At 64.9% G+C, this 23,839-nt stretch carries 18 protein-coding genes; 12 read left to right on the top strand and 6 right to left on the bottom strand.

Annotated elements, in window-relative coordinates; translation table 11 throughout:
* Nucleotides 1–7 precede the first annotated feature (7 nt).
* From IAG25_RS29300 to IAG25_RS29285, 4 genes are all read left to right on the top strand, one after another.
* The gene (locus IAG25_RS29300) at nt 8–1,288 is read left to right on the top strand and encodes a DUF445 domain-containing protein (protein WP_187607957.1); all 1,281 of its coding nucleotides are present in this window, start codon (nt 8–10) and stop codon (nt 1,286–1,288) included.
* A gap of 723 nt (nt 1,289–2,011) precedes the next feature.
* Nucleotides 2,012–2,491 (top strand): nuclear transport factor 2 family protein, encoded by a 480-nt coding sequence (locus IAG25_RS29295; protein ID WP_187607956.1) that lies wholly within the window; start codon nt 2,012–2,014, stop codon nt 2,489–2,491.
* Nucleotides 2,488–4,410, top strand: a complete 1,923-nt coding sequence (locus IAG25_RS29290) for an amylo-alpha-1,6-glucosidase (protein WP_187607955.1) — start codon at nt 2,488–2,490, stop codon at nt 4,408–4,410. The genes IAG25_RS29295 and IAG25_RS29290 overlap by 4 nt, the downstream gene beginning before the upstream one ends.
* Before the next feature lie 85 nt (nt 4,411–4,495).
* The gene (locus tag IAG25_RS29285; protein WP_187607954.1) at nt 4,496–7,234 is read left to right on the top strand and encodes an MGH1-like glycoside hydrolase domain-containing protein; all 2,739 of its coding nucleotides are present in this window, start codon (nt 4,496–4,498) and stop codon (nt 7,232–7,234) included.
* 181 nt (nt 7,235–7,415) lie between these two features.
* On the opposite strand, the gene IAG25_RS29280 is transcribed toward IAG25_RS29285, so the two are convergent.
* Both IAG25_RS29280 and IAG25_RS29275 read right to left on the bottom strand, forming a co-directional pair.
* Entirely contained in the window at nt 7,416–7,706 is a 291-nt protein-coding gene (locus tag IAG25_RS29280) for a hypothetical protein (protein WP_187607953.1), read from the bottom strand.
* Nucleotides 7,696–10,008, bottom strand: coding sequence for an FdhF/YdeP family oxidoreductase (locus IAG25_RS29275; RefSeq protein ID WP_187607952.1), 2,313 nt, complete (start codon nt 10,006–10,008; stop codon nt 7,696–7,698). The genes IAG25_RS29280 and IAG25_RS29275 overlap by 11 nt, the downstream gene beginning before the upstream one ends.
* 149 nt (nt 10,009–10,157) lie before the next feature.
* On the opposite strand from IAG25_RS29275, the gene IAG25_RS29270 reads away from it, so the two are divergent.
* The 5 genes from IAG25_RS29270 to pdxR are packed head-to-tail and all read left to right on the top strand — an operon-like array spanning nt 10,158 to nt 13,973.
* Nucleotides 10,158–11,609 carry an aminotransferase-like domain-containing protein gene (locus IAG25_RS29270; RefSeq protein WP_187607951.1) on the top strand — a complete coding sequence of 484 codons (1,452 nt, stop codon included), beginning with the start codon at nt 10,158–10,160 and terminating at the stop codon, nt 11,607–11,609.
* Nucleotides 11,606–11,872, top strand: coding sequence for a helix-turn-helix domain-containing protein (locus IAG25_RS29265; RefSeq protein WP_187607950.1), 267 nt, complete (start codon nt 11,606–11,608; stop codon nt 11,870–11,872). Before IAG25_RS29270 ends, IAG25_RS29265 begins: the two co-directional genes overlap by 4 nt.
* A gap of 50 nt (nt 11,873–11,922) precedes the next feature.
* A complete protein-coding gene (locus IAG25_RS29260; RefSeq protein ID WP_187607949.1) occupies nt 11,923–12,141 on the top strand; it encodes a ribbon-helix-helix protein, CopG family in 219 nt (72 codons plus the stop codon).
* The gene (locus IAG25_RS29255) at nt 12,135–12,500 is read left to right on the top strand and encodes a type II toxin-antitoxin system VapC family toxin (RefSeq protein ID WP_187607948.1); all 366 of its coding nucleotides are present in this window, start codon (nt 12,135–12,137) and stop codon (nt 12,498–12,500) included. The genes IAG25_RS29260 and IAG25_RS29255 overlap by 7 nt, the downstream gene beginning before the upstream one ends.
* A gap of 21 nt (nt 12,501–12,521) precedes the next feature.
* Entirely contained in the window at nt 12,522–13,973 is a 1,452-nt protein-coding gene (gene pdxR, locus IAG25_RS29250; protein WP_187607947.1) for a MocR-like pyridoxine biosynthesis transcription factor PdxR, read from the top strand.
* A 10-nt stretch (nt 13,974–13,983) separates the two neighbouring features.
* On the opposite strand, the gene IAG25_RS29245 is transcribed toward pdxR, so the two are convergent.
* The 3 genes from IAG25_RS29245 to IAG25_RS29235 all read right to left on the bottom strand — a co-directional run bounded on the left by IAG25_RS29245 (nt 13,984) and on the right by IAG25_RS29235 (nt 19,538).
* Complete coding sequence (locus IAG25_RS29245; RefSeq protein ID WP_081818274.1) at nt 13,984–15,123, bottom strand: TAXI family TRAP transporter solute-binding subunit; 1,140 nt, start codon at nt 15,121–15,123, stop codon at nt 13,984–13,986.
* Between the two features lie 185 nt (nt 15,124–15,308).
* Entirely contained in the window at nt 15,309–17,270 is a 1,962-nt protein-coding gene (locus tag IAG25_RS29240) for a zinc ribbon domain-containing protein (protein WP_187607946.1), read from the bottom strand.
* Nucleotides 17,271–17,954: 684 nt separating this feature from the next.
* Nucleotides 17,955–19,538 carry an aldehyde dehydrogenase (NADP(+)) gene (locus IAG25_RS29235; protein WP_187607945.1) on the bottom strand — a complete coding sequence of 528 codons (1,584 nt, stop codon included), beginning with the start codon at nt 19,536–19,538 and terminating at the stop codon, nt 17,955–17,957.
* A gap of 158 nt (nt 19,539–19,696) precedes the next feature.
* Here IAG25_RS29235 and IAG25_RS29230 point away from each other — a divergent pair, with 158 nt between their 5' ends.
* A complete protein-coding gene (locus IAG25_RS29230) occupies nt 19,697–20,632 on the top strand; it encodes a LysR family transcriptional regulator (protein WP_187607944.1) in 936 nt (311 codons plus the stop codon).
* 3 nt (nt 20,633–20,635) lie between these two features.
* Here IAG25_RS29230 and tam read toward each other — a convergent pair whose 3' ends face one another.
* Entirely contained in the window at nt 20,636–21,415 is a 780-nt protein-coding gene (tam, locus tag IAG25_RS29225; RefSeq protein ID WP_187607943.1) for a trans-aconitate 2-methyltransferase, read from the bottom strand.
* Between the two features lie 103 nt (nt 21,416–21,518).
* Here tam and IAG25_RS29220 point away from each other — a divergent pair, with 103 nt between their 5' ends.
* Both IAG25_RS29220 and IAG25_RS29215 read left to right on the top strand, forming a co-directional pair.
* Nucleotides 21,519–22,412 (top strand): LysR family transcriptional regulator, encoded by an 894-nt coding sequence (locus tag IAG25_RS29220; RefSeq protein ID WP_187607942.1) that lies wholly within the window; start codon nt 21,519–21,521, stop codon nt 22,410–22,412.
* Nucleotides 22,413–22,603: 191 nt separating this feature from the next.
* The gene (locus tag IAG25_RS29215) at nt 22,604–23,833 is read left to right on the top strand and encodes a sensor histidine kinase (protein ID WP_187607941.1); all 1,230 of its coding nucleotides are present in this window, start codon (nt 22,604–22,606) and stop codon (nt 23,831–23,833) included.
* Nucleotides 23,834–23,839 lie beyond the last annotated feature (6 nt).

Genomic DNA, 23,839 nt, shown 5'->3' with positions numbered 1-23,839 from the left:
GACATAGATGGAAACGCAGGACAAAGCCGTCGCGCTGAAAAGAATGAAATGGTTCGCCGCCGCGTTGCTCGTCGCGGCGGGTTGCCTGTTCGCGCTCGCGAAAAGCCAGCACGATGCGGGCGTATGGGCATGGGTATCGTCGTTCGCGGAAGCCGCGATGGTCGGCGCGCTCGCGGACTGGTTCGCGGTCGTCGCGCTGTTTCGCCATCCGCTCGGCGTGCCGATTCCGCACACGGCGATCCTGCCGGCGAACAAGGCGCGCGTCGCGGACAACCTGGCCGTGTTCGTGCGCGACCGTTTTCTCGGCACCGATGCGCTCGTCGCGCGCGTGAACGCGTTCGATCCGGCGAGCCGTCTGTCGACGTGGCTCGCGGAGCCGAAGAACTCGGAGCTGCTCGGCAGGAAGGCGGTGACGGCGGTCGGCCAGTTGCTGTCTTTCGTCGACGATGAACGCGTCAAGACGATGCTCTACGACACGCTGCGCCGTCGCGCGGATTCGTTCGATCTCGCGAGCGCGGCGGGCAGCGTGCTGTCGACGCTGACCTCCGACCGTCGGCATCAACTGTTGCTCGATGAAGGTCTGAAGCAGATGGCCGCGTGGCTCGACAAGCCCGAGGTGCAGGAGATGCTGGCGACGCGCATCGTCGCGGTGGCGGGCGAGGAGTATCCGAAGCTCATCGGCATGCTGGGTTTCGTCGGACTGAACGCCGAGGACCTCGGCAACAAGTTCGCGGCGGGTCTGGTGCGCGGCGCGAATCAATGGCTTCACGACGTGAGCAGCGATCCGGAGCACGAGCGCCGCAAGGCTTTCGATGCGGCCGTGGAGCGATTCGTCGGGCGGCTGAAGACGGATCCGTCGTTCAAGGCGCGCATCGACGAGCACAAGCGTGAATGGCTCGAGCGGCCTGAACTGCGTAGCTATGTGAACGGGCTGTGGGACGAGTTCATCGCTTGGCTCGATGCGGATATCAAGCGGCCGGATTCGGCGCTGCACGCGAAGGTCGTGGCGATGGCGGGAGGGTTTGCCGAAGCGCTCGGCAGTGATCCGGCGTTGCGCGATTCGATCAACGAGCATATGCGCGATGCGTTGAAGGCGCTGGCGCCGGAGTTGCGGGATGGGATCGCGAAGCATATTGCCGCGACGGTCAAGCAGTGGGATGACGCGACTCTTGTGAGGGATGTCGAGCTTAATATCGGGCGGGATTTGCAGTTTATTCGGGTGAATGGGACGTTGGTGGGGGGCGCGGTGGGGATTTTGATTCACGCCGTGATGGTTTGGGTGGGGTGAGGGGGGGGTGTCGTTTGTGTCGCCGGATCCCGAATTCGTGTTGGTTTATTAGCGTTGCCCCTGTGCGGGGCGGCAGTCACTTTCTTTGCTGCTGCAAAGAAAGTAACCAAAGAAAGCAGCTTGTTTAAGCCCGCAGTCACACGCAGTTTGGCCATGCTTGCCAGCCGCAAATGGCACTCGCCTAAGTGTCGCCCTCGAAGGCCCACTCGGGCTTGGCTCGCGCACGGTCTGCCGCATCGCATCGCTTGCGTTATTGGTTCAGCACCAAATGGCTCCGGCCCGCTTCGCGGCCGACGGGTCAATTGGGTCCGCGCGTGCTTCGTGCTGACACCGCCATCTCAATGCACTGCACATGTCTTCCATTGGTTTCCCTCGCATACCCAACGGCAGCGCGTAGCGCTGTGCCGGATGTATGATTGCTGAACCCAAAAATTTAAAGAACTAGTTCGGCAGATCGTGCGCGATCCAAGCCCGATTGGGCCTTTGGGGGCGACACTTAGGCGAGTGCCACGGGCGGCTGGCAAGCATGGCCAAACTGCGTGTGACCGCGGGCGGTGAGAAGCTGCTTTCTTTGGTTACTTTCTTTGCAGCAGCAAAGAAAGTGACCCCCGCCCCGGGGAGGGGCAGTGCCAATAGACCACCACGAAACCAGGATTCCACGACCAAGCGCAAAGAGGACAAACAAGCAACCCCCCACCGCCGAGCGAAAGCGCAAAAAAACCAATGCCCAACGCCAACACCGACCTGATCGAACGCTTCTACACAGCGTTCCAGAACCGCGATGCCGAAGCGATGTCCGCCTGCTACGCCCCCGACATCCAGTTCCAGGACCCCGCCTTCGGCGTGCTGCGGGGCAAGGAAGCCGGCGATATGTGGCGCATGCTCCTCGGCCGCGCCGCCGACTTCACGCTCACCTACGACAACATCGCATCGACCGGCCAGACGGCGAGCGCGAAAGCCATCGCGCGCTACACGTATTCGGCGACGGGCCACAGCGTCGTCAACGAAATCGACTCGCGCTTCGCGATCCGCGACGGCTTCATCGTCGAACAGACCGATGTCTTCGATCTCTGGCGCTGGAGCCGTCAGGCGCTCGGCGTGAGCGGCTGGCTATTCGGCTGGACGCCGCAGATGCAGCGCGCGATTCAGGGGAAGGCGCGCAAGGCGCTCAGGGACTATCGTCAAAAGGCAGCGACGTCATGACCCGGATCGATCGCCCCGACGCAAGCAATCTCGAAGACGAATGGCTCGAAGCCGATGCCAACGGCGGCTTTGCATCCGGCACCGTCGGCACGATGCGCACGCGGCGCTATCACGCGCTGTTGCTCGCCGCGACGCAGCCGCCCGCGGGCCGCGTCGTGCTCGTCAACGGCATCGAAGCATGGCTCGAACTGGACGGCAAACGCTTCCCGCTGACGATGCAACGCTACGCGCCCGATGTGCTCTATCCCGACGCATCCGCGAGCCTGTCGTCCTTCGATACCGAACCGTGGCCGACATGGCGATACGCGATCGGCAACGACACGGTCATCGTCGCGGAGGTGTTCGTCGCGAAGGAAAGCCGCGAAACCGTGCTGCGCTGGCGTCTCGAAGGCGCATCGATAGCGGCGAAACTCGAAGTGCGTCCGCTTCTTTCCGGCCGCGATTATCACGCGCTGCATCACGAGAACCCGGCGCTTTCATTCGACGCCACGCTCGAAGGCGAGCGCGTGCAATGGCAACCGTATGGCGATCTGCCCGCGATCTGCGCGACGTCGAACGGCGCCTACGAGCACGCGCCCGACTGGTATCGCAATTTCTGCTATGCGCGCGAGCGAGAACGCGGACTCGATTTCACCGAAGACCTCGCCACGCCCGGCGTGTTCACCTTCACTTTCGATTTCACGCGCAGCGAAGCGGTGATGATCCTGCACGCACACGTGGGCCACGACAAGCCGTTCGAAGACAGCGCGCTCGCGCACGCGTCGCGTCTGGCGTCGCGGGAGACGGCGCGCCGTGCGGCGCTCGGCTCGCGGCTCGCACGCTCAGCCGATGCGTATGTCGTGAATCGCAACGTCGGGCGCACGATCATCGCGGGCTTTCCATGGTTCACCGACTGGGGCCGCGACACCTTCATCTCGATGCGCGGCCTCCTGCTCGCATCCGGCCGGCATCAGGAAGCGGAATCGATCCTGCTCGAATGGGCCGACACGATCTCCGAAGGCATGGTGCCGAACCGCTTCCCGGACAGCGGCGGTTTGCCGGAGTACAACTCGGTCGATGCATCGCTGTGGTTCGTCGTCGCCGTGCACGACTTTCTCGCGACCGGCTTCGCCCACGCCGCCACGACGAGCCGTCTGCAGAGCGCCGCCGATGCGATCCTTCAGGGCTATTCGTCCGGCACGCGCTTCAACATCGCCGCCGATACCGACGGCCTGCTGCGCGCGGGCACGCCCGGCGTGCAACTCACGTGGATGGACGCGAAGGCGGGCGACTGGGTCGTGACGCCGCGCATCGGCAAGCCGGTCGAGGTGCAGGCGCTGTGGATCAACGCGCTCTCTATCGCCAGTGCGTGGAATCCGCGCTGGCTGGCGCTGCGCGATCAGGCGCTGCTGTCGTTCGCCGCGCGTTTCGTCGATCCCGGCACGCAAACGCTCGTCGATGTCGTCGACGCCGATCACGAGCCTGGCAAGGTCGATCGCTCGATTCGTCCGAATCAGATCTTCGCGGTCGGCGGGCTGCCGTTTGCGCTCGTCGATGGCGATATCGCCCGCGCGGTCGTCGCGCAAGTCGAGACGGAGCTTCTCACGCCGCTCGGCCTGCGCACGCTCGCGCCGTCCGATCCGGCCTACAAGGCGCTCTATGCGGGCGGTGTGCTGGAGCGCGACGGTGCGTATCACCAGGGTACGGTGTGGCCGTGGCTGATCGGTCCGTTCGTGGAAGCGTGGGTGCGCGTGCACGGCGCGGCGGGCGCGCGCGAGCGCTTTCTCGCGCCGCTTTACGCGCATCTGGACCATTACGGCCTCGATCACATCAGCGAAGTCGCCGATGGCGACGCGCCTCACGCGCCCGGCGGCACGCCGTTCCAGGCGTGGTCGCTCGCGGAACTCCTGCGTATCGAAAAACTGCTCGGCGCACCGTAAGCGCACGGCGCGCGTGCTGCCATCGAAACGCGCTAAATTACGTGTCTTGCCCGCAGCTTTGCGCGCCGCCAACGAGGAGAGCCCCATGCCGAAATCGCGCCCCGTCAATCAGCTCGATACCGTCGAGGGCTCCAGGCTCCATTCGAAGGATTGCTCGCGCTGGCAGCGCTGGGGGCCGTATCTGAGCGAGCGCCAGTGGGGCACGGTGCGCGAGGACTACAGCGAATTCGGCACCGCGTGGGAGTACTTTCCGCACGATCATGCGCGCAGCCGCACGTATCGCTGGGGCGAGGACGGTCTCGCCGGTTTCGGCGACGACAAGCTCAACTGGTGCGTCTCGCTCGCGCTCTGGAACGGCTGCGATCCGATCATCAAGGAGCGGCTCTTCGGTCTGACGAACCAGGAGGGCAATCACGGCGAGGACGTGAAGGAACTGTACTTCTACATCGACGGCACGCCGACGCATTCCTACATGCGCATGCTCTACAAGTATCCGCATGCGGCGTTTCCGTACGCCGATCTCGTCGATGAAAACGCGCGGCGCGGCGCCGACATGCCCGAATACGAAGTGCTCGACACCGGCGTGTTCGATGACGAGCGCTACTTCGACGTGCAGGTGGAATACGCCAAGCACACCGCCGACGACATCGTGATGCGCGTGACGATCGAAAATCGCGGCGACGTGTGGGCCACGCTCGACGCGCTGCCGCAGATCTGGGCGCGCAATACGTGGTCGTGGAAGCCGGCGCCGGTGAAGCCGTCGCTGAAAGTGGAGACCGTGCAGGGCGAGGGCACCTACGTGCTCGCGCAACAGGGCAATCACGAGCCGATGGTCGTCACCGCATGGTCGCCGGATGCGGGCGGCATCGAATGGCTCTTCTGCGAAAACGAGACCAACGTCAGGCGTCTCTTTCACATGGAAGGCGCGGGGCCGTTCAAGGACGGCTTCAACGACTACATCCTGCAAGGCGATGAAAACGCGATTCGCCGCGACGAGGGCACGCGCGCCGCGGCGCATGCGCATCTTAAACTGGAGCCACACGGCAAGGCCGTGGTGTACATGCGCTGGCGGCCCGAGTCCGCGCCGGACGCCGTGCCGCTCGACGTCGACGGGCTCTTCGAGCGCCGCATCGCGGAAGCGGACGAGTTCTACGGCGCGCTGCAACACGACATCGCCGATGCCGATCAGCGGCTCGTGCAGCGTCAGGCGCTCGCGGGCATGCTGTGGTCGAAGCAGTACTATCAGTTCGACGTGCAGCGCTGGCTCGACGGCGATCCGCTCCAGCCGAACCCGCCGAAGCAGCGGCGCTCGGGGCGCAACATCGACTGGCGGCATCTGTGCAACGCGGACATCGTGTCGATGCCGGACAAGTGGGAATACCCGTGGTACGCGTCGTGGGATCTCGCGTTTCATGCCGCCGCGTTCGCGCTGATCGATCCGGAATTCGCGAAACGCCAGTTGCTCCTGCTCGTGAAGGACCGCTATCAGCATCCGAACGGCCAGTTGCCCGCCTACGAATGGGCTTTCAGCGATGCGAATCCGCCCGTGCATGCATGGGCGACGTGGCGCGTCTACGAGATCGACCGCGCGATCACCGGAAAGGGCGACCGCGACTTCCTGGAACTCGTGTTCCACAAGCTGCTGCTGAACTTCTCGTGGTGGGTCAACCGCAAGGACGCCGACGGCAAGAATGTGTTCCAGGGCGGCTTTCTCGGGCTGGACAACGTGGGCATCTTCGATCGCTCGTCGCCGCTGCCGACGGGCGGCCACATCGATCAGGCCGACGGCACCGCGTGGATGGCCGCGTATGCGCTCGACCTGATGCGCATCGCGCTGGAGCTCGCGTATGCGAACAAGGTGTTCGTCGATATCGCCGTGAAGTTCTTCGAGCACTTCCTGTATATCGCGGAGGCGGTGAGCTGCGAGGACAATTGCGACACCGGTCTCTGGGACAGCGAGGACGAGTTCTTCTATGACAAGCTGCGCTTGCCGGACGGCTCGAACGTGCCGATGCGCATCCGCTCGATCGTCGGGCTGATCCCGCTCTTCGCCGTGCACGTGCTGGAGCCGAAGGTGTATCGCTCGCTGCCGGAGTTGCGCGAGCGCCTGCACTGGTTCCTCGAGCATCGCACCGACCTCGCGCGGCTCGTGTCGCGCTGGAACGTCGCGGGGCAGGGCAACAGCGTGCTGCTGTCGCTGCTGCGCGGGCATCGCATGAAGGCGCTGCTCCGGCGCATGCTCGACGAGACCGAATTTCTCTCCGATCACGGCGTGCGCGCGCTGTCGCGCGTGCATCTCGACAATCCGTTCGTCTTCTATCACAACAGCGAAAGCTTCAGCATCCGCTATCTGCCGGCGGAATCGGACTCGCGCGTGTTCGGCGGCAATTCGAACTGGCGCGGACCGGTGTGGATGCCGGTGAACTATCTGCTGATCGAATCGATCCACGAGTTTCATCGCTATTACGGCGACGATTTCCGCGTCGAGTATCCGACGGGCTCGGGGCAGAAGTTCTCGCTCGCGCAGATCGCCGATGAACTCGCGCGCCGCGTGACGACGCTCTTTCTGCTCGACAAGAACGGCGAACGTCCGGTGATGGCCGCGTATCCGCTGCTTCAGGCCGATCCGCGCTCACGCGATCTCGTTCTGTTTCACGAGTATTTTCACGGCGACAATGGGCGCGGCGTGGGCGCATCGCATCAGACGGGCTGGAGCGGGCTGGTCGCGCTGCTGTTGCAGCCGCATGCGACGGGACCGTCCGGCGTCGTGCCGCTCGCGGGCGAAGCCGATGCCGACATACAGGAGTTCGCCGGGGCGAAGTAGCGCGTCGCCCGTTTTCGGCGTTCTCGGGAAAGTCAATCGTAGAACGCCGAAACCGATATTCGGAATAATCTGGTGTTGCCTCTCTCCTCGACTGCGTAGATTTGTGCACTTACAAATCGATGACAGTTCGGAGGACAGAATGAATCACTCCCTCGGGGCGTATTCGCTGAGCGGCTACCAGTTAGGCATGGGAAGCCGCAACACCCATGTCGAACACGAGTATTGTCCGCCGTTCACCCTGGTCATGCTGGTGTTCGCCGCCGCCATGCTGGGCGGCGCATGGTTCAGCGACAAATTCGACAGCTTCGCCGCCGGATGGATCGCGTGGGTCGCGATCCTCGCCATGCTGGGCGGATTCATCGATCGCCGGTTCAGCGGCGCAGCCGCGCTCGAACGTCGCATCCGTCAGCGAGAGAAGGCGCGTCTCTACGCGCTTTGCAACATGTCGGCGGCGAGCAGCTTCAGGCAGCAATGGCCTGACTGGACGATGTCAACAACACGGGAATGGACTTCGACGTCGGCGTACCGGCGCCATCCGCAACCGATGACAACGGCACGAGCGGGTTGGTCTCCGGATAATACGCACCGAGGCAGCCGCGCGGAATGTCGTATTCAACGAGCTTGAAGCCGTTCACACGACGCTCCACGCCGTCGTCCCACACGCTCGTGATATCCACAAGATCGCCCGGCTCGAAGCCGAGCATATCGATATCGTCGCGGTTGGCGAACAGCACCTGCCGTTGGCCGTACACGCCGCGATAGCGGTCGTCGAGGCCGTAGATCGTCGTGTTGTACTGATCGTGCGAGCGCGTGGTCATGAGCGTCATCAGGCGTTCGCCGTACAGCGCGCGCGCACGGTGAATCGGCGTATCGAACGCGATTTCGTGCACGATGAACTGCGCCTTGCCGCTCGGCGTCTTCCACACGCGGTCCCGCGAGGCCACGCCCAGATGAAAGCCGCCGGGCTGCTTAAGACGTTCGTTGTAGCGTTCGAAGCCGTCGAGCACTTTCTCGATGCCGTCGCGGATCAATGCATAGTCGCCGGCATGCGCCCGCCAGTCGAGCTTCGATGAACCGAGCGTCGCATGCGCCATACGCGCGACGATCGCCACTTCGGACAGCAGATTCTGCGAAGCCGGCTTGTTCATGCCGTACGAGATGTGCACCATGCTCATCGAATCCTCGACGCTCACGCCTTGCGGCACGCCGTTCTGAAGATCGATTTCGGTGCGGCCAAGCGTCGGCAGAATGAGCGCGTCGCGGCCGTGCACGAGATGGCTGCGGTTGAGCTTAGTCGTGATGTGCACGGTGAGATCGCACGAGCGCATCGCTTCCCACGTGCGCGGCGTGTCGGGCGTCGCGATGGAGAAATTCCCGCCCAGTCCGATGAACACCTTCACCTTGCCTTCGAGCATCGCGTGAATGGTTTCGACGACATCGTAGCCGTGTTCGCGCGGCGGCTCGAAATCGTAGGCGGCGCCGAGCCGGTCGAGAAATTCCTGCGTCGGCTTTTCTTCGATGCCCACGGTGCGGTCGCCCTGAACGTTCGAATGGCCGCGCACCGGGCATAGCCCCGCGCCGCGCCGGCCGATATTGCCGCGCATCATCATCAGGTTCGAGAGCAGTTGAATCGTCGGCACGGAGTTCTTGTGCTGCGTGAGGCCCATGCCCCACGTCGAGATGACGGCGCGGCCCTTCGCGTAGATATCGGCGAGTTTGAGCAGATCGTCCATCTCCACGCCGGATTCTGCGATGATCGCGTCCCAGCTTTCGGCGCGCAGGTCGTCGGCGAAGGCGTCGAAGCCGACCGTGTGCTGCGCGATGAAATCGACATCGAGCACGCGCTCGCCGCCGTTCGCGCACGCCTCGTCGTCCAGTTCGATCACGCGTTTCGCGACGCCCTTGATGAGCGCGAAGTCGCCGCCGACTTTCGGGCGAATGAACACCGAGCTGATCTTCACGCCCTTCGGCGAGAGCATGTCGAGCGTGTGCTGCGGGCTCGCGAAGCGTTCGAGGCCGCGCTCCTTCAGCGGGTTGATCGACACGATGGTCGCGCCGCGTTTCGCGCAGTCGCGCAACTCGCCGAGCATGCGCGGATGATTCGTCGCCGGATTCTGGCCGAAGAGCAGGAGCGTGTCGGCGTGCTCGAAGTCGTCGAGCGTGACCGTGCCCTTGCCGATGCCTACGGTATGCGGCAAGCCGCGGCTCGTCGCTTCGTGGCACATGTTCGAGCAATCGGGGAAATTGTTGGTGCCGTACATGCGCACGAACAGTTGATACAGAAACGCGGCTTCGTTGCTCGCACGCCCCGACGTGTAGAAGGCGGCGCGGTCCGGATTGTCGAGCGTTTTCAGATGCGAGGCGATCAGTTCGAACGCGTCGTCCCATTCGATCGGCACGTAACGATCGCGCTTCGCATCGTAGACGAGCGGGTCCGTGAGCCGGCCGTGCTGCTCCAACTCGTAGTCGGTTTGCGCCATCAACGAGGTGACGGTGTGTTCTTCGAAGAACGCTGGCGTCACGCGCTTGCTGGTCGCTTCGGCGGCGACGGCCTTGACGCCGTTCTCGCAGAATTCGAAGGTCGAGCCGTGCTCGCGGTCCGGCCACGCACAGCCGGGGCAGTCGAATCCGTCGGGCTGATTCTGCTTGAAGAGCGTCCGGTAATTCCCGCCCGCCACCTTCTCCTTGACGAGATTGATGGCGACCTGCTTCAGCGCGCCCCAGCCCGCGGCGGGGTGCGTGTACGGTTCGATGCGTGGTTCCGGCTTCTTCATGGCGTTGTCTTCGATAAAGCATGCGATGGAACCAAGATTACTGTGTCCCGAATCGAACGCGGCGCACAGAAAATATGAAATCGGAGGAGTACAGTTGCGACGTTTTGACATAGACTGCGATCACGTCGAATCGCAAGGGAGCCAGCGCATTGAAGCTCTACGAAAAGATCGCCGATGAAATCGAGGAATCCGTGCGCCGCGGCGTGTTCGCGCCGGGCGAGAAGATCGCGTCCGTGCGGCAGGCGAGCCAGCAGCATGGCGTGAGCATCAAGACCGTGCTGCACGCCTACGCGATCCTGGAAAGCCGCGGCATTCTGGAGACGCGCCCGCAGTCCGGCTATTTCGTGCGCGCGAAGCCGCAGGCGGGCGCGGCGCAGAGTCGGCCGAAGCGCGTGATCGCGACGGCGTCGGAGGTCGATGTCAGCCGGCTCGTGCTCTCGACCCTGCGCAGCATCGGCGCGCACGACGCCGTGCCGTTCGGCTCGCCGTATCCCGATCCCGGCCCGTTTCCGTGGCGCCGCATCAACCAGTACGCGAACGCGATTGCGCGACGGCATTCGAGCTGGAATCTCATCGACGATCTGCCGCCGGGCAATCCGGAACTGATCCGCCAGATCGCGCGGCGGTATGCGGAAAACGGCGTGCCGGTCGATCCGGACGAGATCGTCATCACCGTCGGCGCGACGGAGGCGATCAATCTGAGCCTGCAGGCCGTCGCGAAGCCGGGCGACACGGTAGCGGTCGAATCGCCGACTTACTACGCGATGCTTCACGCGATCGAGCGGCTCGGCATGCGCGCGATCGAAGTGCCGACGCATCCGGCCGAGGGCATCGACATCGAGGCGCTGTCGCAGATCATCGCGCGCGGGAAGGTCGCCGCGTGCATGGTGATGCCCAACTTCCAGAATCCGCTCGGCTTCCAGATGCCCGACGAACGTAAGCGCCGACTGGTCGATCTGCTGTCGGAGCACGAGATTCCGGTCATCGAAAACGATGTCTATCACGAGCTCTATTACGGCGATGCGCGCCCGTCGACGCTCAAGAACTTCGACACGAAAGGACTCGTGCTGCATTGCGCGTCGTTTTCGAAGAGCCTGACGGCGTCGTATCGGATCGGCTGGGCGATGCCGGGGCGGTATCGGGCGCAGGTCGAGAAACTCAAGTTTCTCAACACGCTGACGACGCCCTCCGTGCCGCAGGTCGCGATCGCGGATTATTTGCGGCAGGACGGCTACGACCGGCATCTGCGGCGCGTGCGCAGGCTGTATCGGCAGCAGTCGCGCATCATGAGCGCGATGGTCGAGCGCTTCTTTCCGCCCGGCACGCGGACTTCCGCGCCGCAGGGCGGCTATGTGCTGTGGGTCGAATTGCCGGAGCGCGTCGATTCGATGCGGCTGTATCGCGCGGCGCTCGACTGCGGCATCACGGTCGGGCCGGGTTATATGTTCTCGACGCGCAATGCCTTCAGCCACTTCATCCGGCTCAACTACAGTTATCCGTGGACCGCGCAGAGCGAGACCGCCTTGCAGCGGCTCGGCGAGCTCGTCGGGGAGATCGGCGCGCGTGCGGGCAAGGACACGAACATGGGAGAACGCGCATGAGCGATGACATCGATCCGGCGCTCGTCGCCGTGCTGGCGCAATTGTGGCGCGCGCGGACGGAAACGCCGGGGCGCGCGTGGTCGCTCGCCAAGCTCGCCAAACAGGCCGGCTTGCCGATGAGCGCGTTGAGGCGGCAACTGACCGGGCTTACGGACGGCGGGCTGGTCGAGATGCAGATGAGCGAGGACGGGACGGGCAGCGCGTGGCTGACGGAGGAGGGCGTGAATTTGTGTCAATCGGTCTTCGGGGACACGGAAAGCTGAAAAATGAACTAGTATGATATACGATATGTATATCGTATAGCGAGGACAAGATGGGACGGATTTTGATCGACCTGCCTGACGAGCAGATAGACGAGCTTGCGGCGATCGGCGAAGCGCAGCAACGCCCGCGCGCCGCCATCATTCGGGACGCGATCAGCGCTTATGTCGCCAGCAAGAAGCGCCGTCCTGCCGTCGACGTGTTTGGCTTGTGGGAAGAGCGAAAGATCGATGGATTGCAGTATCAGCGGGAGCTGCGCGAAGAATGGTAAGAGCGCTTTTCGACACGAACATCCTGATCGATTACCTGCTGGGTATCGCTGCCGCAAGGACCGAGATCGAGCGTTACGAAGAGCGTTCGATCAGCATCATCACGTTGATGGAGATCCTCGTGGGCGCCACGCCGGACAACGAATCGTCGCTTCGAGCGTGGCTCGCGACCTTCGATCTCGTGCCGCTCGATACTGCCGTCGCCAACCTCGCCATCGGGATTCGCAAGAAGTCGCGCATCAAGCTGCCGGACGCAATCGTGTGGGCGTCGGCGCAATCAGTGAATGCACTTCTGGTTTCACGGAACTCGAAGGACTTCCCGCCCGACGATCCAGGCATCCGGATGCCCTATCAACTTTAGTCGCGCCGGTCGCTACCGCCCTTGGACATCCACATCACCCTGCACGGCCGTCGCGATCTCACCGGCCAGATCTACGGCCAGTTGCGCGCGGGCATCGTCGAAGGCCGGCTCGCCGCGAACGCGCGGCTGCCGTCCACGCGCGATCTCGCGGCGCAGCTCGGCGTCTCGCGCAAGACCACGCTCGATGTCTTCGAGCGGCTCATCGCCGAGGGCTATCTGCACACGCGCGCGGGCGACGGCACGTTCGTCGCCGAAGGCCTCACGCGCCTGCCGTCCGCGCAGGCCGAACCCGTCTCGGCCCGCGCCCGTGCGACCGGCATCTGGCGCAAGATGCCCGAGCGCATGGCGATGCCGATGCCGCCCGCCCACGAAACGCTCGACTGCGATTTCAAAGGCGGCGTGACCGACAAGACGCTTTTCCCCTACGATGCGTGGCGGCGCTGTCTCAATCAGGCATTGCGCACGCAGGCGCGCGCGACCGACGGCTTCGCGGGCTATCGCGATCCGGGCGGCGAGCAGGAACTGCGGCTCGGCATCGCGCGTTATCTCGGGTTCAGCCGCGCGGTCGTGTGCAACTGGCAGGACGTGATCGTGACGCAGGGCGCGCAGCAGGCGCTCGATCTGCTCGCGCGCGTCACGATCCAGCCGGGCGATGTCGTCGCGATCGAGGAACCGGGTTATCCGCCCGCCCGCGCGCTGTTCGCGGCGCTCGGCGCACGCATCGCGCATGTGCCGGTCGATGGCGAAGGCATCGTCGTGCAAAAGCTGCCGCGCAATACCCGCCTCGTCTACGTGACGCCGTCGCACCAGTTTCCGCTCGGCATGCCGATGAGCCTAGAGAGGCGCATCGAATTGCTCGAATGGGCCGCGAAGCGCGGCGCGGTCATCGTCGAGGACGATTACGACGGCGAATTCCGCTTCGAAGGCAGATCGGTGGAATCGCTGAAGAGTCTGGATCGCGCGGGGCTCGTCGCGTATGTCGGCACATTTTCGAAGACGCTTTTTCCCGATCTGCGGCTCGGCTACGTCGTGCCGCCCGCGACCTTGTCGGAGCCGATCTGGAACGCGAAGCAGACCTGCGACTGGCACAGTTGCATGCTGACGCAAACGGCGCTCGGCGCGTTCATGCTCGACGGCGAATACGCGAAGCATCTGCGCCGCATGCACAAGGCTTATGCGGAACGCCGCGCGATTCTGATCGAGCGATTGAGAGGCGAGCTCGCGCCGTGGTTCGAGCCGCTGCCATCGACGGCAGGCATCCATCTCGTCGCGCGGCTTGTTGGGTCACTGCACGAGAACGACGTGGTCGCGGCGGCGCGTGCGGTATCGGTCGGACTGTATGGAATCCGCGCGTTCTACGCGGGCGAGCCGGCGCAGCAAGGCGTGCTGTTCGGCTATGGCGGAACGAGCGCCGCAGCGATCGAACGCGGCATGAAGCGGCTCGCCGCGCTCATGCCGACGCTCGCCCGCTAGCTTCGCGGTATCACTGATCGCACAGCAGCAAGAGCTTTTCCTGTGCCGTGCAACTCGCCTTCTTGGGCTTCTGCGCGGCCGCATCCGCGTCGCGCGCCGCGACCTTGCGCGCCGGAGTCTGCGACTGCTCGGCCGCCGCCGTGCGTTGCGCGATGCACGCGCGCAGGTGCTTTTCCATCGGCGGATAGTACTTCCAGCCACGCGTGAGCGGCGGCAGTTCGAGGTGCACCTGTTTCCACTTCGGATGACCGTTGGCCTGCAGCGTGTCGAAGTTCGTGCACAGCGAATCCGCGAATTTCGACAGCGCGCCGACCGTGCCGCGCAAACCGTAGTCATAGGTCACGAGGAACGCCTTCACGGTGAGCGTCGGCGTGTCTTCCTGAATCCAGTTCGGATAGCTCGACGTGCGGATCGTCGCCGGGAAATAAGTCTGCTTCGCGCGCGCGGTTTCCTGCGCGCTGGAGTCGAGGCGCAGCAGCTTGATCTGCTTCAAGAGCTCGGGATTCATGTCCTGGAAGAGCTTCGCCGGCTGGCCCGCGACGATCACCGCCACATCGATCTTGCCCACGATCAGCCGCGCGAGCGAATCCTCGTTGTTCAAATGCTGCTCGTTCGCTTCGGCGATCGGCTCGCCGAACATCAGCCGATACAGCGTCTCCGCCGATTGCGCCGTGCCGCTGCCGATCGGCCCGACGCTGATGTTCTTGCCCTTGATCTCGTGGATGAACTTCATCGGCGAGTCGGCGCGCGTGACGAAGTAAATTTCCTCGTCGTAGAGCGGCATGATGAGCCGCAACGGCTTGATGATCTTGCCCGCGTCCGCGTTGCCCGAGGTCGCCATGTCCATGTACGCCTGATACACGTCCGACTGCACCAGCGCGAACTTCACGCCGGGCTCGTAGCGCATGCGTTGCACGTTTTCCGCCGATCCCTTCGACGGCAGCACTTCCAGCTCGATGCCCGCCGGTTCGGCCACATACTTCGACAAGTCCTGGCCGATCTGGATATACGTGCCCCGTTCCTGCCCCGTCGTGATCTTGTAGGGGATCGGATCGGCGGCGAAGCTCGATCCCGCGCCGATCAGCCCGGCGATGGCAAGGAGCGCCAGCGCACCCCGTGCGGCGTTGCGCATGCTTTTTGTGGTGAACATGATTGACCCTTTAATCGGAGTTGGACGGGTACTTTTGAAACTCGCGCGACGCAGAAAAGAGTCCGCAAAGCGCGCAATTCACTCATGCCCGGTCACTCACATGCGGCTCAACGCGAAGGCGCGTGGCGCGTGCTTGCCGTGCGTCGTTGTTGTCTCGGTGTGTTCTTCTGCTTTTGCTTTTCTGCTCAGCGCGACGGCTTCGAAGCCGGGTCGCCGCCGCTCCAGCCGTATTGCTTGATGGCGCGTTCGAGCTCCTCGGATTTGTCGGAGTCCAGGTGTGAACCCGCCGGCATATTGGCGAACTGGGGCGACGCGCCGGCGCTCGCCTGCGTGCTGCGCGCCGGTGCGTTCGTCTGCGCGACGGGCTGACTCACGACCGGCGCGACGCGCTGCGCGGCGGCAGTCTGCGCGACAGGTTGCGCCGCGGGCGGGCGCGGCACGGCGGCCTGCATCGTCGCCGTGGATGGCGGCAGCGCGCTGCTCTGGTTGCCGGGTTGCGGCGGACGCGGCACGGCGGCCCGCGTGGCTGGCGTGGCCGGCGCCGACGGTTGCGGGGGATCTTCGCCGAGGTAATACGCGCCGCGCGGATTCGCCGGGCGAGCGGCCTGCTGCGGCGGCTCGTCGCCGAGATAGTAGGGCGCGCGCGGATTGGCGGGACGCGTGTTGTTGTTGGCCGCCGCGGAAGGCTGCGGGTCTTCGTCGCCGAGATAGTAGGGCGTGCGCGCCGCCTGCGTGACGGGCGCCGGAGCCGCTTTCGCCGCCGGTTGCGAAGGCGCGGCCGCCGTGGTCTGCGTGGGCGCTGGTGCGGCGGGCGCGGGCTTCGTCATTGTCGTGGCGACGGTGGGCGCGGCGGGCGCGGCGGGCGGTGCGACGGTCGTCGCGGTGATCGCGGCGGTCGCCGCCTGGGCACGCGCGATTTTCTCCTCACGCGCTTCGTACGCGGCGTCGTCCTCGGCGTGGCGCGCGGCGGCGCTGCGTTGCGCAACACGCCGGTCGGCGGCGGGTTTCTGCGCGATGGTGTTCGGCTTCGTAGCCGGCGCGACCGCTGCAACGTTTGCCTGCGCGGGAAGCGGCGCGGGCATCGCGGCGGCCGGTTTCGGCTGCGTGGCGGCTGCCGTGTTCGTCGCATCGGGCGGATTGGGCGCAGCCGTCGGAGGCGCCGTGCCCGGAACCTTCTTGGCGAGCGCCGCCGCTGCCGTCGGCGCGAGCCAGCCCGCATGCGAGACCACGCGTTCGAGCATGGTCTGGGATTCCATGTTGCTGCCGTCGAGCGCGAGCGCCTCGCCCGCATTCTGCTGCACGCAGGCCCATGCGGAAGTCCGCTCGCAGGCGCGCGCGAGTTGCAGCGCGGCGTCGCGTTGCGATTCGCGCTTGAGCAGTTCGTCTTTCAGGCTTTCGTAGTCCGCGCGCGCCTGCTGCTGCGCCGGAAGGACTCTGAGCCGCGCGCGGGCGGTGGCGAGGTCGTGCTGATCCAGCGCGGTGCGCACGCCTTGCAGCGTATCGCCGCCGGGCACGCGCGTGTCCGCCGGGACGCGACGTTCGGCGACGGCCGGAGCGTCCGTCGTTGCGCCGCGCATGAGCGAACCGACCTTGGAATCGATCGCGCCCGAGACGCTGTGATCGGCGGAAGGCGTGCCGCCACCGCCATCGGAATCGCCGAGCTGGTAATAGAACATCGCGCCGAGCAGCAGCACGAGCCCGCATGCGCCCGCGATGACCGTCTTCTTCGTGTTCCAGCGCTCCGAGCCGGGCAGCGCGTCGGGATCGTTGCCGGATTCGGCATAGGCGTTACGCGCGGACTCTTCGGCGCGGCGCGCGCGATATTCCGCCGCTTTCTGCGCGATGCGCTCGCTCGCGCGCTCGGTCCAGCGCGAGCGCATGCCCGGCTCGACGCGCTCGGCGCCGTCCGTGCCGAGCGCGGCGGAAGAAGTCGATGCCGAAGCCGCCGCCGATGCGAGCGGCGCGCCCGCTTCTTCGAAAACGTTCGTGCGCGGCTTGCCCGGCGCGGCTTCGCGCTGCTGGCCGAACGCGGCGTTGCGATCGGCGCCGCAATTGGGGCAACTGTCGGCGTTTTTGCGCACCGTGCTGCCGCACCGCTGGCAGACGACGGAGAACATGGATGCGGGAAACGTCAGACGCGTGGTCATGCTGGAGCCCCTCGAAGGACATGTGCGTGAGGTTGCCAAAATCGCGTGGCCGCCAATGCGCGCCGGGTCGTCGCGCCTGTACGCAGGAACGCAGTCCCGCAACAGCAATCCTTCGTATTCTCTCCCCGCGCGCCATGCGCGCCGGCGGGAAACGACATTCCGACTATGGTTCAACCACTATCGGACGTCAATTGCCTTTCGCACCTATTTCCGGGCCGCGAAACTTAAGCGACTACACCATTGCGCCGCGCGTCGTATGGCTGATGGCGTACGGACCGGAGTTCCGCACATTGGCCCTGATGTCGATGTGAAAGCGTCGGATCGACGCGCGTACGACTTCGAATCGGCACGCCGCGCGCCTCGCTTCTCTCGCTCACGATAATTTCTGACATTTTGGGATCGCGCCGGCGGTTTTGAACCGCCAATCCTTAGCCGTTAAACGACAAGGGCGCGCGATCGCCGGATAACCCACTGATGCCAAAGCGATTCGCACGCCAGGCAAAGCGTTGTTTCGCGCCCACGGCGGACGCGTAAACACGGATTGGCCGGATCGCCGGATGTCGATCGAAGATTGATCAGGCATCCGAAGCATCGTCCGAAATGCCGATGGCGTCCGCAAATGGCGAGGGCCGCGACGCGAAATTCGCGCCGCGGCCCTCGTCAGTCCGACCGTAGGCGGAAGCCTTATTCGGCCAGTTGCAGCTTGCCGTCGATGCGGCGGTTCAGGCCGAGCGGATTGTCCGTCTTCAATGCATCGGGCAGGAGCGCGTCAGGCAGATCCTGATAGCTCACCGGACGCAGGAAGCGGTTGATCGCGAGGCTGCCGACCGAGGTCGAGCGGCCATCCGCCGTCGACGGGAACGGGCCGCCGTGGACCATCGCGTGGCCGACTTCCACGCCCGTGCCGAAGCCGTTCACCAGCAGGCGGCCCGTGCGGCGTTCGAGCGCGGGCAGGACGCGTTTGGCATCGGCGTAATCCGCTTCGTCGATGTGCAGCGCCGAGGTCAACTGGCCTTCCAGCGATTCGACCAGATCCAGCATGGTCGCGAGATCCGGGCAACGCACGACGAGCGACGACGCGCCGAAGATTTCTTCCTGCAGTTCGTGGCTCTTGCGGAACGCGTCGGCGGTGGTGACGAACAAGGCCGAGCGGCCCTGATTCTCGCCCTTCGCCTCGACGCCGCGTGCGGCGGTCGTCACGCCCGCATGCTCGCCCGCGCGCTCGACGGCGCCCTGATACGTCTTGCAGATGCCCGGCGTGAGCATCGTCTGCGCGGCGGTTTCCGAAAGCGCCGCCGATGCCGCCGCGATGAACTTGTCGAGATCGGGACCGTCGACGGCGAGCACCAGGCCCGGATTCGTGCAGAACTGGCCCGCGCCGAGCACGAGCGAGCCCACGAACGCCTTGGCGATGGCTTCGCCGCGGTTCGCGAGCGCCGCCGGGAACAGCAGAACCGGGTTGATGCTGCTCATTTCCGCGTAGACGGGAATCGGCTCGGTGCGTGCCGCCGCGAGTTTCATCAGCGCCGTGCCGCCGCCGCGCGAGCCGGTGAAGCCGGCTGCCTTGATGCGATTGTCCTTGACCAGACCCTGACCGACGTCACGGCCGCTGTCGAACAGTAGCGAGAACGTGCCTTCGGGCATGCCGCAGTCCTTGACGGCCTTCTGCACCGCGCGGCCGACCAGCTCCGCCGTGCCCGGATGCGCCGAGTGCGCCTTCACGATGACCGGGCAGCCGGCTGCGAGCGCCGACGCCGTGTCGCCGCCGGCGACCGAGAACGCTAGCGGGAAGTTGCTCGCGCCGAACACGGCGACCGGGCCGACGCCGATGTGGCGCAGACGCAGATCGACGCGCGGCAGCGGCTTGCGCTCGGGTTGCGCCGGATCGATGCGTACGCCGAGGAAGTCGCCGTTGCGGACGACGTCGGCGAACATGCGCAACTGGCCGACCGTGCGGCCGCGCTCGCCTTCGAGGCGCGCGCGCGGCAGGCCGCTTTCGATCATGCAGCGCTCGATCAGATCGTCGCCGATATCGAGGATATTTTGCGCGATCGTGTCGAGAAACTTCGCGCGCGCTTCCGGCGCGGTTTCGCGATAGACGTCGAACGCGGTCCACGCGAGGGCGCACGCGCGGTCGAGATCGGCCAGCGTCGCGCCGCCGAAAGCCGGTTCGATGGCCGCGCCCGTCGATGCGTTGACGGCCTTGATCGAGCCGTTCGAGCCGAAGACCGATTCCTGACCGATCAGCAGGTTGCCAGTGAGTTGCATGTTGTCTCGTCCTTGCTTGGAGTGATTCGTGGCAGTCAGTTGTACGATGACTGTCTCATGCCCGACTATACGGCTTCGCGCGTGCACCTGTATAGTGAAACCTTTCCATCGCTTGATCGCTTTTTGGAATCACCCCACGCTTTCCCGCAGGCCGACGGATGAAGAATACGCTGGAAGTATTGATGTCGCGGTTGCGCATGAAGCAGTTGCAGTTGCTGATCGCGCTGGACGACCACAAATCGCTGCACAAGGCGTCGAGCGCGATGGCGATGACGCAATCCGCCGCGAGCAAGGCGCTCGCCGAACTCGAATCGATGCTGGAAGCGCCGCTGTTCGAGCGCGCGAAGACCGGGCTGATTCCGAATCCGTTCGGCCGCTGCGTGGTGCGCTATGCGCGCGTGCTGGCCGCCGATCTGAACGCGCTGTGCCAGGAAGTCGCACAGATTCGCGCGGGCACGGGCGGACGCCTGACGGTCGGCACGATCATGGGCGCGGTGCCGGGCGTCGTCGCGCCGATCGTCAACGAAATGCACGCCCGGCATCCGGATCTGGCCATCGAGATCGTCGAGGATACGAGCGCGCGCATGCTGCCGATGCTCGACGACGGCCGTGTCGATCTCGTGATCGGCAGGTCGAGCGTGTCGGATCAGCCGTCGAAATATCACTATCAGCCGCTCGCGGACGAACCGCTTTGCATCGTCGTCGGGCACGCCCACGAGCGCACGGGGGAACAGAAAGTCGGTTTCGCGGACCTCGCGCGCTATCGCTGGGTCACCTATCCGAGCTACATGCCGATGAGCGCGCTGCTCGAACGCGAACTCGATCTCGCCGGCCTGCCGATGCCGGCCAATCCGATTTCCACCGCCTCGCCGCTCATGACGGTGACGCTGCTGCAGGAAAGCCCGGAACTCGTGTCGATCTTGCCGGCGAGCGTCGCGAAGGTTTTCGAGCGTCACGGCATGCTGCGCATCCTGCCGGTGCGCATGAAATCGAAGTCGCAGACCTACGGCATCGTCACACGCAAGGGCGGGGAGCTGTCGCCGGCCGCGCGCCAGTTCGTGCAGATGCTGCGCGAACAGAGCCGGCCGCATTGAGATTCAGCGCGTCGCGACGATGAAAATGCGCGGGAAGGGCAGCAGCACCGTGCCGTCGCCGAGCACCGTGTAGGCCGCTTGCAGCCCAGCGCGATAGCGGTCGAGGAAAGCGGTCGTTTCCTTCTCGTCGAGCTTCGCGAGGAACGGCCGCAGCCCGCTTCCCTTGAACCATTCGATAACCGCATCGACGCCGCCGTCGAGCGGGTGATGGTACGTCGTGCGCCACACGTCGACACGCGCGCAATGCGGCTTGAGCAGCGAGTAATACGCGTCCGCGCGGTAGCGCTCGGTGCGCTCCACGCCTTTGAGCTTGTCGCGCCACGGACCGTCGGCGGCGGTTTCGCGCATCAGCCGGTGCGCGGGCTCGTCGAGATTGTCCGGCATCTGCACGGCCAGCCGGCCGCCCTTCGAAAGCTTGCCGACGAGCGATGGAAACAGCGTCTCGTGATCAGGCACCCACTGCAGCGACGCGTTCGCGAGGATCAGATCGAACGGGCCTTCGCCCGGCCACGCGGAAATATCGCCGAGTTGGAAGTCGACGTTCGGCAGGCGCTTCCTCGCCGAATCGATCATGTCGCGCGAATTGTCCACGCCGATGATGCGCGCGTCGGGCGCGTAGCCGATCAGCGTTTCGGTCGAGTTGCCGGGGCCGCAGCCGAGATCCACGGCGGTGCGCGCGGTCTGTGCTTGTGTCGCGTTCAACAGATCGCGCACCGGACGCGTGCGCTCCGCTTCGAAGAGTGTGTACTGGCGGGCTTGCCAGTCGGCCGATGATGTCGTCATGTCGGGCTCCATTCGATGTGTATGTCAGGGGACAGCAGCGATTCTGAACGCGCCCGCGCCCAGCGTAAAATGAATTTATGCTGCGCATTATTTGGTTTTTCTTATGAAAATCGACACGCTGGGCGTGCAGGCGTTCGTCGCCATCGCCGATCAGGGAAGCTTCAGGGGCGCGGCCGAGCGCCTCAATATCACGCAGACGGCGATCACCCAGCGTCTGCAAAAGCTGGAGGATTTTCTCGGCGTGCCGCTCATCGAGCGCACCACGCGCTCGATGAATCTCACCGAAACGGGGCGCACGTTCCTGCCGCAAGCGCGGCGTCTGCTCGCGGAATTGTCGGCCGCGCTGATGGAGATTCGGGAGACGGGCATGGCGCAACGTGGCGATGTGTCGATCGCGTGCGTGCCGACCGTCGGCGTGCAGTATCTGCCGCGCGTGTTGCAGGCGTATTCGGCGCGTTATCCGCATAACCGCGTCCGGATTCTGGATCACGCGTCGTCGGCGGTCGCGCAGGCGGTGCTGCATCGTGAAGTGGAGTTCGGCATCAAGATCGCGGGCGAGCATCATCCGGAGTTGCACACCGAGCCGCTCGTCGAGGATAGCTACGTGGTCGTGTGCCATCGCGATCATCCGCTCGCGCGGCGCAAGCGGATCGCGTGGCGGGCGCTGGCGGACTATCCGCTCATTCTCGCGGGCGACGTGAGCGGCAACCGCGCATTGATCGACGCCGCGCTGGAAGGCAGCGGCATCGAACTGCATTCGTTCTACGAGGTCCAGCGCAGCTCCACGGCGCTCGGGCTCGTGGCGCAGCGCGTCGGCGCCGCGGTCGTGCCGGCGCTCGCGATTCAGAAGGACGCGTACCCGACGGTGCGGGCGATCGAACTCGTCGAGCCGACGGTCACGCGCTCGCTCGTACTCGTGACGCGCCGCTCGGCGTCGTTGTCGCCGGCGGCGCAGGCGCTCTACGCCATGCTCGCGAAACCAGTCGGCGGCATCTGAATGGAATACTGAATCCGGTGCGTCGCAAAGTGGAAGGGAAAACTCGGATATGCACCATCGGCGCGGGCATCGCGCCTATACTGGCGAAGCATTCGCGGTCGGCTCCGGCGACATGGGAAATGCTTTCGACTGCATATCACGATCACCACGCGCGCCGCCCTCCGGCGCCTCAAGCTATCAGGAACTCGCAGATGAGCGACACGTCAGTCGGCGGCTTGAAGGGTCTCGTGGCCGCGCTGCGCGAGCAACAACCCGCGCTCACCGAGCGATGGATGAAGCTCGTGTTCGGCGATCAGGAAGTCGAACATTCCGATCAACTCACCTATCGTCAGCTCGCGGATCATCTGCCGAGCATCTTCGAGGAAATCTGCATCGTGCTGGAGTCGCGCAACCTGCGCGACCAGGAAGGCGCGATCGAGCGCGACGCGCGCCAGCACGGTCAATGGCGCTGGCAGCAGGGCTATCGTGTCGATGAACTCGTGCGCGAGCTCGATCTGTTTCGTCAGGTGCTGCTGCTCGCGATCGGCGAGTACGCCAGCACGCACGAGGATTTTTCGCGCGCGGACGAGGAGCACGCGCGCCTCATGACCGACGAGGTGGTGAGCTTCGTCACGCTCGCGTCGATACGCGAGGCGATCGGCGAGCGCGATCGCAAGATCGACGAATACACCGGCATGCTGGAGCGCGCGAACTACGAGCTGACGCTGCGGCAAAAACTCATCGGCGATCTATATGAAACGCGCATGCAGATCGCGCGTCGCGTCGCGCACGATCTGCGCAACTTCCTGAACGTATTCTCGACGGCTCTGCAACTCGCCACGCGTTCGCCCGCGAAGCGCGACGCGGCGCTCGGCCTCGCGAACCGGCAGGTCGCCGACATGGCGACGCTCGTCGATGAAATGGTCGAATATTCGAAAGTGCTCGGCGACGATTCCTTGCTCACGGTCGAGCCATTCGATCTCGTCGGCCTCTTCGACGAACTGATGCAGGCGTGCCGCGTCACGACCGAGGCGAAGGGGCTCAAGCTCATCGGCCAGTTCGATCCGGTGCTCGGCACGGTGACGTCGAACCGGCTGAAGGTGAAGCAGGTCGCGCTGAATCTGCTGACGAACGCGATCAAGTACACGTCGTCGGGCGAGATCGTGCTGGCGATCGCGGCGGCGCCGGACGAATGCTGGAAACTGCGCGTCGCGGACACGGGCGTGGGCATCGGCGTGGCGGATCAGGAGCGCGTGTTCGAGGAGTTCGAGCGCGCCGCCGCCGACGATATCCCCGGCGCGGGGCTCGGGCTCGCCATTGTCAAGGAATTGTCGCGCACGTTGGACGGGGAGCTACGGTTCCAGTCGTCGAAAGGGCACGGCAGCGTATTCGAGGTTACGTTTCCGCTCGTGCTCAAGCCGAAGCCGGCGGAAGCGAAATAAAACAAA

The sequence above is a fragment of the Caballeronia sp. EK genome (assembly GCF_014384845.1).
Taxonomy (GTDB): Bacteria; Pseudomonadota; Gammaproteobacteria; order Burkholderiales; family Burkholderiaceae; genus Caballeronia; species Caballeronia jiangsuensis.
This window is presented reverse-complemented; position numbering and strand designations above follow the sequence as displayed.

What these genes read in the sequence shown, in the direction of transcription:
- IAG25_RS29300 (WP_187607957.1), top strand. Translation starts at nt 8, where the DNA reads ATGGAAACGCAGGACAAAGCCGTCGCGCTGAAAAGAATGAAATGGTTC.
- IAG25_RS29295 (WP_187607956.1), top strand. Translation starts at nt 2,012, where the DNA reads ATGCCCAACGCCAACACCGACCTGATCGAACGCTTCTACACAGCGTTC.
- IAG25_RS29290 (WP_187607955.1), top strand. Translation starts at nt 2,488, where the DNA reads ATGACCCGGATCGATCGCCCCGACGCAAGCAATCTCGAAGACGAATGG.
- IAG25_RS29285 (WP_187607954.1), top strand. Translation starts at nt 4,496, where the DNA reads ATGCCGAAATCGCGCCCCGTCAATCAGCTCGATACCGTCGAGGGCTCC.
- IAG25_RS29275 (WP_187607952.1), bottom strand. Translation starts at nt 10,008, where the DNA reads ATGAAGAAGCCGGAACCACGCATCGAACCGTACACGCACCCCGCCGCG.
- IAG25_RS29265 (WP_187607950.1), top strand. Translation starts at nt 11,606, where the DNA reads ATGAGCGATGACATCGATCCGGCGCTCGTCGCCGTGCTGGCGCAATTG.
- IAG25_RS29260 (WP_187607949.1), top strand. Translation starts at nt 11,923, where the DNA reads ATGGGACGGATTTTGATCGACCTGCCTGACGAGCAGATAGACGAGCTT.
- IAG25_RS29255 (WP_187607948.1), top strand. Translation starts at nt 12,135, where the DNA reads ATGGTAAGAGCGCTTTTCGACACGAACATCCTGATCGATTACCTGCTG.
- IAG25_RS29245 (WP_081818274.1), bottom strand. Translation starts at nt 15,123, where the DNA reads ATGTTCACCACAAAAAGCATGCGCAACGCCGCACGGGGTGCGCTGGCG.
- IAG25_RS29240 (WP_187607946.1), bottom strand. Translation starts at nt 17,270, where the DNA reads ATGACCACGCGTCTGACGTTTCCCGCATCCATGTTCTCCGTCGTCTGC.
- IAG25_RS29235 (WP_187607945.1), bottom strand. Translation starts at nt 19,538, where the DNA reads ATGCAACTCACTGGCAACCTGCTGATCGGTCAGGAATCGGTCTTCGGC.
- IAG25_RS29230 (WP_187607944.1), top strand. Translation starts at nt 19,697, where the DNA reads ATGAAGAATACGCTGGAAGTATTGATGTCGCGGTTGCGCATGAAGCAG.
- tam (WP_187607943.1), bottom strand. Translation starts at nt 21,415, where the DNA reads ATGACGACATCATCGGCCGACTGGCAAGCCCGCCAGTACACACTCTTC.
- IAG25_RS29220 (WP_187607942.1), top strand. Translation starts at nt 21,519, where the DNA reads ATGAAAATCGACACGCTGGGCGTGCAGGCGTTCGTCGCCATCGCCGAT.
- IAG25_RS29215 (WP_187607941.1), top strand. Translation starts at nt 22,604, where the DNA reads ATGAGCGACACGTCAGTCGGCGGCTTGAAGGGTCTCGTGGCCGCGCTG.